This window comes from Kitasatospora sp. NPDC059160 (assembly GCF_042755465.1).
In the GTDB taxonomy this organism is placed as follows: domain Bacteria; phylum Actinomycetota; class Actinomycetes; order Streptomycetales; family Streptomycetaceae; genus Kitasatospora.
Map to the genome: position 1 here is coordinate 20304 of NZ_JBHZCN010000118.1, position 7399 is coordinate 27702.

General features: G+C 72.8%; 9 protein-coding genes. 8 read left to right on the top strand and 1 reads right to left on the bottom strand.

Translation table 11 applies throughout. The features are described from left to right. Window positions 1-53: 53 nt before the first annotated feature. The 6 genes from ACFXOZ_RS35520 (at window position 54) to ACFXOZ_RS35545 (ending at window position 5016) form a co-directional block, all read left to right on the top strand. Entirely contained in the window at window positions 54-1418 is a 1365-nt protein-coding gene (locus ACFXOZ_RS35520) for a phosphoadenosine phosphosulfate reductase family protein (protein WP_380528211.1), read from the top strand. 584 nt (window positions 1419-2002) lie between these two features. Next, window positions 2003-2428 carry a hypothetical protein gene (locus tag ACFXOZ_RS35525; protein WP_380594039.1) on the top strand — a complete coding sequence of 142 codons (426 nt, stop codon included), beginning with the start codon at window positions 2003-2005 and terminating at the stop codon, window positions 2426-2428. Window positions 2429-2508: 80 nt separating this feature from the next. Then, complete coding sequence (locus tag ACFXOZ_RS35530; protein ID WP_380528209.1) at window positions 2509-2856, top strand: hypothetical protein; 348 nt, start codon at window positions 2509-2511, stop codon at window positions 2854-2856. A 175-nt stretch (window positions 2857-3031) separates the two neighbouring features. Then, entirely contained in the window at window positions 3032-3598 is a 567-nt protein-coding gene (locus tag ACFXOZ_RS35535; protein WP_380594041.1) for a hypothetical protein, read from the top strand. Between the two features lie 152 nt (window positions 3599-3750). Next, window positions 3751-4449 carry a hypothetical protein gene (locus ACFXOZ_RS35540; RefSeq protein WP_380528204.1) on the top strand — a complete coding sequence of 233 codons (699 nt, stop codon included), beginning with the start codon at window positions 3751-3753 and terminating at the stop codon, window positions 4447-4449. Window positions 4450-4689: 240 nt separating this feature from the next. Continuing rightward, entirely contained in the window at window positions 4690-5016 is a 327-nt protein-coding gene (locus ACFXOZ_RS35545; protein ID WP_380528202.1) for a hypothetical protein, read from the top strand. Between the two features lie 238 nt (window positions 5017-5254). Here the strand turns inward: ACFXOZ_RS35545 and ACFXOZ_RS35550 are convergent, their stop codons facing one another. Continuing rightward, window positions 5255-5575 carry a hypothetical protein gene (locus ACFXOZ_RS35550; protein ID WP_380528199.1) on the bottom strand — a complete coding sequence of 107 codons (321 nt, stop codon included), beginning with the start codon at window positions 5573-5575 and terminating at the stop codon, window positions 5255-5257. A 185-nt stretch (window positions 5576-5760) separates the two neighbouring features. On the opposite strand from ACFXOZ_RS35550, the gene ACFXOZ_RS35555 reads away from it, so the two are divergent. Together ACFXOZ_RS35555 and ACFXOZ_RS35560 are read left to right on the top strand one after the other, a co-directional pair. Continuing rightward, the gene (locus ACFXOZ_RS35555; protein ID WP_380594043.1) at window positions 5761-6282 is read left to right on the top strand and encodes a hypothetical protein; all 522 of its coding nucleotides are present in this window, start codon (window positions 5761-5763) and stop codon (window positions 6280-6282) included. A gap of 102 nt (window positions 6283-6384) precedes the next feature. After that, the gene (locus ACFXOZ_RS35560; protein WP_380594045.1) at window positions 6385-7272 is read left to right on the top strand and encodes a hypothetical protein; all 888 of its coding nucleotides are present in this window, start codon (window positions 6385-6387) and stop codon (window positions 7270-7272) included. Window positions 7273-7399: the final 127 nt, after the last annotated feature.

Below are 7399 nucleotides of genomic sequence, written 5' to 3' on the forward strand. Positions count from 1 at the left end.
CAGGTGCCGACTTCCCCTGGCGGGCCCTCCCGCCGAACCCATCGAGGAGAGCCGTGCCCACCCCGCTGCGCACCGGTCGCGCCCTGCGCTTCGCCGCCCGGTCCATCGCCACCCGCGTGCAGGACGCGGACTGGCCGGCCGATATGCCCGCCGTCGCCGTCCACCTGCTCTCCGAGCACATCGGCGCCGACCCCCGCCACGGCTACCCGGGGCTGTGGCGGCGCCGGGCGGACGCCTGGCATACCTGGGCCACCGCCGACGAGCACGACCAGGCCGAGGAGTTCACCGAACGCCGGCTGGACCCACTGCTGCTGCTCGGCGACAACCCCGACGCCGTCCGCCAGCTGGCCGCCGTGCTCTGGGAGCAGCCCGGCGCCGGCCCGGACGTCTGGCGCCGCCGCATCCAGGCGTGGTCGGTGTTCGCCCACCCGCAGGACCAGGTGGCCGCCCTGTCGGAGGCCGCCCACCGCGTCGACCCGCCGCGGCTGCCGATCGGCTGGCTGACCATCGATCCGAGCCCGAAGCGGCACAGCCCCTTCGCCAAGGCCGACCAGATCATGGTGTTCAGCTCTGGCGGCAAGGACAGCCTGGTCATGCAGCACCTGGTGTGCACGGCCGCCGAGGCCGCTGGCGCGCTCGACAAGGTGGTCGTGATCCACAACGACCTCGGGCGCACCGACAGCGGTGAGCCGGTGGAGTGGCCCGGCACGCTGGACCTGGTACACCGCCAGTCCGCGCGCTACGGGGTGCCCGTCATCGTGACCCAGCGCGAGCAGGGCGGGCTGTTCCAGCAGTTCACCCGGGAGCGGCAGATGTGGCCCAGCGCGAACGCGCGCTGGTGCACCTCCGACCAGAAGGAGGGCCCCGGGAAGAAGCAGGTCACGCGCTTCGTCACCTGGCGGCGCGCGGAGCGGCCGGGCGAGCACGTGGTCGTGTACTACGCCCTGGGCCTGCGCGGGGCGGAATCGAAGGGCCGCGCGGGCAAGCCCGAGTTCGTCATCGACCGCGCCGCCAGCAACTCCCGGCGCACGGTCATCCGGTGGCACCCGATCATCGAGATGACCGACCGGCAGGTCTGGGAGACGATCCGCGACCACCAGCTGGAATACCACTGGGCGTACGACCTGGGGATGGACCGCCTGAGCTGCCGCCTGTGCGTCCTGGCCACCAAGGACGACCTGGTCCGCTCGGCGCAGCTCGGTCCGCAGCTGGCCGAGGACTACGCCGGGGCCGAGGAGAGCACCGGTCACACCTTCAAGCACGGGTTGTCGATCGCGGACGTCCGGGTGCTGGCCGGCCCCGTCGCGCGCGGCCGCCGGGCCAAGCGCCGCCGCGCCTGGTACCGCCGGATGCGGCCCGGCGCAGCGATCCGCCGCAATCTTGCCGAGCCCGACGGTCAGCTGGCCCTGTTCGGCTGACCCGGCGCCCGCCGCCGCCCGCCGCGGCGGCGGGCGCCCCCTTCCACGGGCGCGCGGGCCGCGCCCGACCCACCCGACCAAGGAGAGTGATCCCGTCATGCCCTCGACCCTTCGGTCCGCTCTGGGCCCCACCGCCGAGCAGCTGACCCTGGACCTCCCAGGAGAGAGCGGCTGGTGCCAGCGCTGGACGGCCCGCCGCCCGTCCTGGCTCAGGACCAGCGCGGGCGGGTTCGACCCGGAGGCGTACCGGTGCGTGGCGCTGGCGGAGGGCCCGGCACGGCGGTTCGTCGAGGCGCACCACTACAGCGGGTCCTGGCCGGTGGTCAGCATGGCGTTCGGGCTGCAACGCGTCGGCGAGGAGCCGGGACCGGGCGAGCCGCCGGGCGGCCGGTTGTACGGCGTGCTGACGCTGGGGGTGCCGATGAAGGTGGAGGTGCTGACCCGGGTGTTCCCCGAGTTGGCCCCCTACCGGCAGAGTCTGGAGCTCAACCGGCTGGTGCTCCTGGACGGCGCGGAGTCGAACGCCGAGTCGTGGTTCTGCGCCAGGGCGTTCGCGCTGGCCGCCGACCGGGGGGGTGCGCGGGGTGGTCGCCCACTCCGACCCGCAGCCGCGGACCAGGATCACCCCGCTGGGCAGCGAGTTGATCTCCCCTGGTCATGTCGGCCATGTCTACGCCGTCCAGGGGTTCGCCTATCTCGGCCGGACGCGGCCACGCCGGCTGACGGTGCTGCCGGACGCCACGGTGCTGTCCGACCGGGTCGCTTCCAAGATCCGGAACAACGAGGTGGGCCACCAGGCGGCGGAGCAGCGGCTGGTCGGGATGGGTGCGCGGCCGCGACGGCCGGGGGAGGGCGGCGCAAGGTGGCTGGCCGAAGCGCTGACGGCGGCCGGGGCAACCGTGCTCTCCCACCACGGGAACCACCGGTTCGCGAGAACTATCGGGCCCCACCGCATGGGTGTCCGGTTGGCCGGGACGGCGCTTCCTCGGCCGACACGAGCAGACGTGTAGCGTTTCATGTGGTATTGTTGTTCACGTCGGGCTGGCTTGGCGGCCGGCCTGGCCAACCCGCCCCCAGGAGAAGGAAACCAATGCCCGCCACCGTGAAGACCACCACCGAACTGCTCGCCACGGCGAACGCCGCCTTCATCGCCGCCGACGAGCACGCCGCTCCGACCGGCCGCCTCACCCGCCTGGGGTTCACCAGGGCCCAGAAGGCCTGCGAGGACGCCGGGAACCTGGTCGGCAAGATCCGGTTGCTGGCCGAAATGGAAGAGGTCGCAACCGTCCGCCCCGACAGCATCATCGCGGGGCACATCGGCACCGCACGCACCTCCGTCGAATGGGCCATGACCCATTGCCTGACCAGCGGCCAGCCGCGCACCGAGTGCCGCGCCTGCGACCACTCCGCCGCCCAGATCGCCGCCCTGGCGTCCTGACACCATCGCCCGGCCCTCCGCGGCCGGGCCCGCCCAGCCGCCTGCCCGCCACCGCTCCCGCGGCCGGGCAGGCGCCGGCCACCGCTCCACCCGATCGCGGCCCGGGACGCGCACCTTCGCGGCGGCGCCCGAGGAGCCGCTCAGCCCAAGCCCGCGCAACAGCAATGAGGACGCCATGACCGACTTCACTCAGGACCAGGCGACGACGTACATCGACAGCGTCGAGACCCACCTCGCCGCCGCCGGCCTGCGACCCCGCCACCTGGAGATCCGCGAGTACGACGAGTACGACACGGCGGGGAACACCATCCCCTCCGCCGTCCTCACCTGGCGAGCCGATCACCCGCTCGTCAGCGCCGAGCAGCACCCCGACGGCCTGCTCGCCGCCTGGTCGACCGAGAACGGCTGGCAGTGGGCCAGCCTCCGCGAGGACGGGAGCACCGAGCAGCCGGCCGGCCTCCCACTGGATGCTCTGGCCGACCCCGCACAGGTCGGCGCCGCACTCCTGCCCATCTCGCTCGGCCTGCGGGCCGACGCTGGCGAACAGGCCGTCATCGACGCCATCCGCGAGGCCTCCCGCGGCGTCAAACACGGCACCCCCACGTACGAGACCTGCACCTGCCACACCCACCCGTGCGGTGGAGTCGGCTGGGACCGCATTGAGCCCACCTGCCCGGATCACGGCGCCGGGGCCCCCTGCCTGATGTGGCACTGGGCCGCCTGCTGCCCCGCCAACCCCTGATCAACCGCACCCGGCGATCGGAACCATGCCCCGGCACCGGTGCCGAACGCGAGCACCCGCCGCATGTTTTATGTGGTATAGTTTTCCACATCGGGGGCGGTCCTGGCTGGTCCGCCCCCTCAACCCGCCCAGATCAACCAGGAGTAGCCCCCATGCCCCTCACCACCCTGCCGCTCGACAGCAACGGCCACCTGTTCATCCGGAAGGACAAGCTGGACGTCTACCTGGTCGACGACGAGGAGCCGCTCATCGTGCTGGGCGGCACGCCCTACTGCCTCTACTGCGACGAGAAGGTGGAGCTCACCGTCCGGGACGGCTCCGTCCAGACCGAGGAGCCCTGCCGGTACGCGGACGGCATCACGACCGTGATCACCCTGGAAGTGCCGTCCGGGAAGATGGTCGTCCGCGACAACCTGAGCCCGGTCTACGACTTCGACGTGGACTCGCAGGTGCGGGCCAGCTACTACTCCGCCCTCGGCAAGGCGCAGGCGATCGAGGCCCTGGCCGCCATCGGCTGCGCCTACGGGCCGGTGGGCAACAGCTGTCCGGGCCTGTACCGCACCGGGCCGGACCGGTACATCATCGCCGGTTCCGCCCTCGACGAGGACGGCGATGCCGTGGACCTGCCGGGCGAGGTCTGCCTGACAACCGTCTGCACCGACGTGTGGGCGTACTCGATCGCCGACCACGACCACTGGCGGAGCCGGGGCGGCGACCCCGCCAGGCAGCGGGTGGCGGTGGTCGAGGTGCCGCCGGGGACCTACCGGTTCACCCATCACAGCGGCGAGCGCGGCTTCGACCAGCACTCCGAGGAACGAGTCATCTTCGCCCACGTCGAGCGCATCGCCTGACACGGCCGCGCGCGGCCGGCCCCTAGCATCCACCGCGGGGGTCGACCGCGACCACCGCAGACCCGGCGCGCGCCGGACCCGCAGCCGCACAGCAACCCGACCAGCGAACACCGCCATGACCGATGGTGCGAGCACTGCCGCACCGCCGGCCCCTGCTCGGCGGCCTCGCCGACCCGCACCCCGCCGACGTCCGACGCCGCCCGCACCCCGCGGGCGGCCCCACCCCGAAGGAGTCAACCGATGCGACTGACCGCCCTCCCCGAGAACCTGCCCGTGTCCGCCGGCTACCTCACGGCCGCCTGCGCCGGCATCATCGCCTCCGCCCACCAGAACACCATCGACGAGTACGGCGCCAAGGTGGAGGCCACCGAAGCCGACGAGGAGCAGCAGGGCCTGAGCGACTCTGCGCGGGACCAGGTGCTGCGCCTGATCGACGACGCCGTGGCTGACGCCGTGGTGACCGTGTCCTGGCCGAAGGGGCACCCGTTGGCCGCGGGAGACCAGGGCCACCCGGTGGTCTACGAGGTCGGCTACGCCGAGGAGGCCGGGGCCGAGCTGCGGTCCTGACGCCCCCTTCGGGCGGGCGGCTGGCCCGTCCCCCCGGGGACTCCCCCCGGGGCCGGTCGGAGCAGGCCGCCCGATGACGTGGGGCCGACCGGCCATCCGGGCACCGTCGCGTCACCCTGTTGGGGCTGGCGCGGCACGGAGCAGCGGCTGGTCGCCGACGGGCGCACAGCAGCGGGGGCCTGCGCCCCGAGAGCCGAACGGCGGGCGGGCCCGGGGGGTCCCGGGCCCGCCCGCCGTTCTATTCGGTGGGAAGGCTGGTGATCAGGCGGGGGAGGTCCGCCGGTTCGAGCACATCCCAGGGGAGTGGCTGCGGCTCGTGCTCCTCGTTCAGGACCAGGACCTTGACGCCGACCGGCGTGCTGTCCCTCAGCGTTCCGCCGGGCTCGATCTCGACCTCGAAGCGCACGCGCAGCGTCCGGCGGTTGGAGTACCCGAGCTTGCCGGTCAGAAGGTCGATGAGTTCGTCGCGGCTCGCCGAGTCGAGAGGCACGCTGTCACCGCGTCGGCATCCGTCGCAGGTGCAGCCGGGACTGTCGATGGGCCGCTTGTTCTTGGACATGGTGGGCTCCTTGGTGGGTGCGGGTTGAGCGGTTCGGCCGCCCGGCCGTTCCGACATGGAAAACTATACCACACAGAAGAAGCAATCGTCCATCTTGCATTGCAGGTTTCATGTGGTATTGTTGTTCATAGCGGAACGGCCGGGCGGCCGGACCGTTCAACCCGCACTCACCAGGGAGTCACAGCATGGACAGCACGTTCACCACCACCGAGACGCCCACGCCCGTCCCGCCCACCGCGGACGTGACCGTCGCCTTCACCGCCACCGGCGATCCGGTGGTGCACGTCAGCGACTGCGGCCACCACGAGCGCCGTACGGCGCTGAGCACCGCCGCCGCCCGGCAGATGAAGGCCAGCAGCTGGACCGACGTCGCGGTGATCCTGTTCGGCGACACCATCGCGGAGTCGGGATTGACTCCCTTCGACTACGCCGACGAGCTCAGCATCGCCAGCTGCGCCCTCCGCATCCCGCACGGCGCCCCGGACGGCAAGAGCCGATGGACCCGGCAGCGGCGCGAGCAGGGCTTCCAGAGCCGAGAGCACTTCGAGGCCGCTCTCGCCCACTGGGCGCACACGGCGGCCTGCGCGGAGTGCCGGAGCCCAGGCCCGTCGGTGCTCACGGACGACGGGTGGCAGGGCACCGCCAACGTCTGCCCCGAGGGCCAGCGGCTGTTCGACGTCGAGTCCGCTTTCAGCCCCTACCGCTGACCCGGCCCGGAGGGGCGCCCTGCAGGCGCCCCTCCCCCGGCGGCCCACCCTCCGCCGGGGCCGCACCCGGCCCCCGCTCACCACACCTGCCCTGGAGTCCCGATGCCGATCTTCCTTGAAGCCCCCAAGCCCTATGCCGCTGGCCCCGACGGCCGAGGCTGGACCCGCCTGAGCCTTGGTGCCCACATCGGCGACCGCGACGCCCAGTGCCCGCTGCGCCCGAAGACCTACGCCGCGCTGGCCGAGAGCCGACGCAGCACCCAGCTGTCGGCCTGGGGCCCCTACCGGCCCTGCGTCAGCCAGGCCGCGCACGACTGCCTGACCTGCCCGGCGCTCACCAGCGCCCCCCGGGAGATGCCCGTGAACGCCCCGCTGGTCCTGGTCCGCATCGAGGAGCGCACCGTCGGCGAGATGTTCACCGCCGAGCGTCACGAGCTCCTGTGGCCGTGCACCGGCCCCGAGGACCGCGCCTACCGGACCGGGGAGCCCTGGGACTACGAGCAGATCAACCGCCTCGCGGGCTGGGAGGTCGGCCAACAGTTCTGGGACCAGCACGGCCGGGGCTTCTGGCTGGAGCGCACCTTGTATGTACGGGCCCCGCACGTGGAGATCCGCACACAGCGCAACCGGCACGCCGTCATCGTCGGCGGCACCCGCGCCGCACTGGTCGTCTGTTCCGGGGAGTGCCAGCACGACGAGCGGCTCCTCAACCTGATCAGCCACCACACCCCGGAGAGCGCCGACGAACAGCGCGTCACCCCGTCCACGTGGGATCTCGATGGCGCCCGCGCCGAGGCCAACGGGCTCCGGGCCGGGGCGCACCACCGGAGCCACTACGAGATCCGCCTGACGGTCCGCCGGCCCGAGACCGTCGCCGAGCTGCTGCACGTCAGCTTCGACGGATCGACCTGGACCGCCGCGCAGATCACGGCCATCACGAGCGCCGCCCTGCCGCTACTGGACGCCGACGCGGCCCCGCCCACCCGCTGACGGGAGCAGCCCGGAACCCGGGCCTCGGGGGGGGGGGGGGGGGCAGCAACCACCCCCCCCCGGGGGCGGGGGGGGGGCCCCCCCCCCCGGCCGGGGTGTTGTGGTTGTTTTTTTTTATAAAGGGGAT

Excerpts from the sequence above, each read along its gene's own strand:
- ACFXOZ_RS35540 (WP_380528204.1), top strand. The coding sequence starts at position 3,751 with ATGCCCCTCACCACCCTGCCGCTCGACAGCAACGGCCACCTGTTCATC.
- ACFXOZ_RS35535 (WP_380594041.1), top strand. The coding sequence starts at position 3,032 with ATGACCGACTTCACTCAGGACCAGGCGACGACGTACATCGACAGCGTC.
- ACFXOZ_RS35560 (WP_380594045.1), top strand. The coding sequence starts at position 6,385 with ATGCCGATCTTCCTTGAAGCCCCCAAGCCCTATGCCGCTGGCCCCGAC.
- ACFXOZ_RS35530 (WP_380528209.1), top strand. The coding sequence starts at position 2,509 with ATGCCCGCCACCGTGAAGACCACCACCGAACTGCTCGCCACGGCGAAC.
- ACFXOZ_RS35555 (WP_380594043.1), top strand. The coding sequence starts at position 5,761 with ATGGACAGCACGTTCACCACCACCGAGACGCCCACGCCCGTCCCGCCC.
- ACFXOZ_RS35550 (WP_380528199.1), bottom strand. The coding sequence starts at position 5,575 with ATGTCCAAGAACAAGCGGCCCATCGACAGTCCCGGCTGCACCTGCGAC.
- ACFXOZ_RS35545 (WP_380528202.1), top strand. The coding sequence starts at position 4,690 with ATGCGACTGACCGCCCTCCCCGAGAACCTGCCCGTGTCCGCCGGCTAC.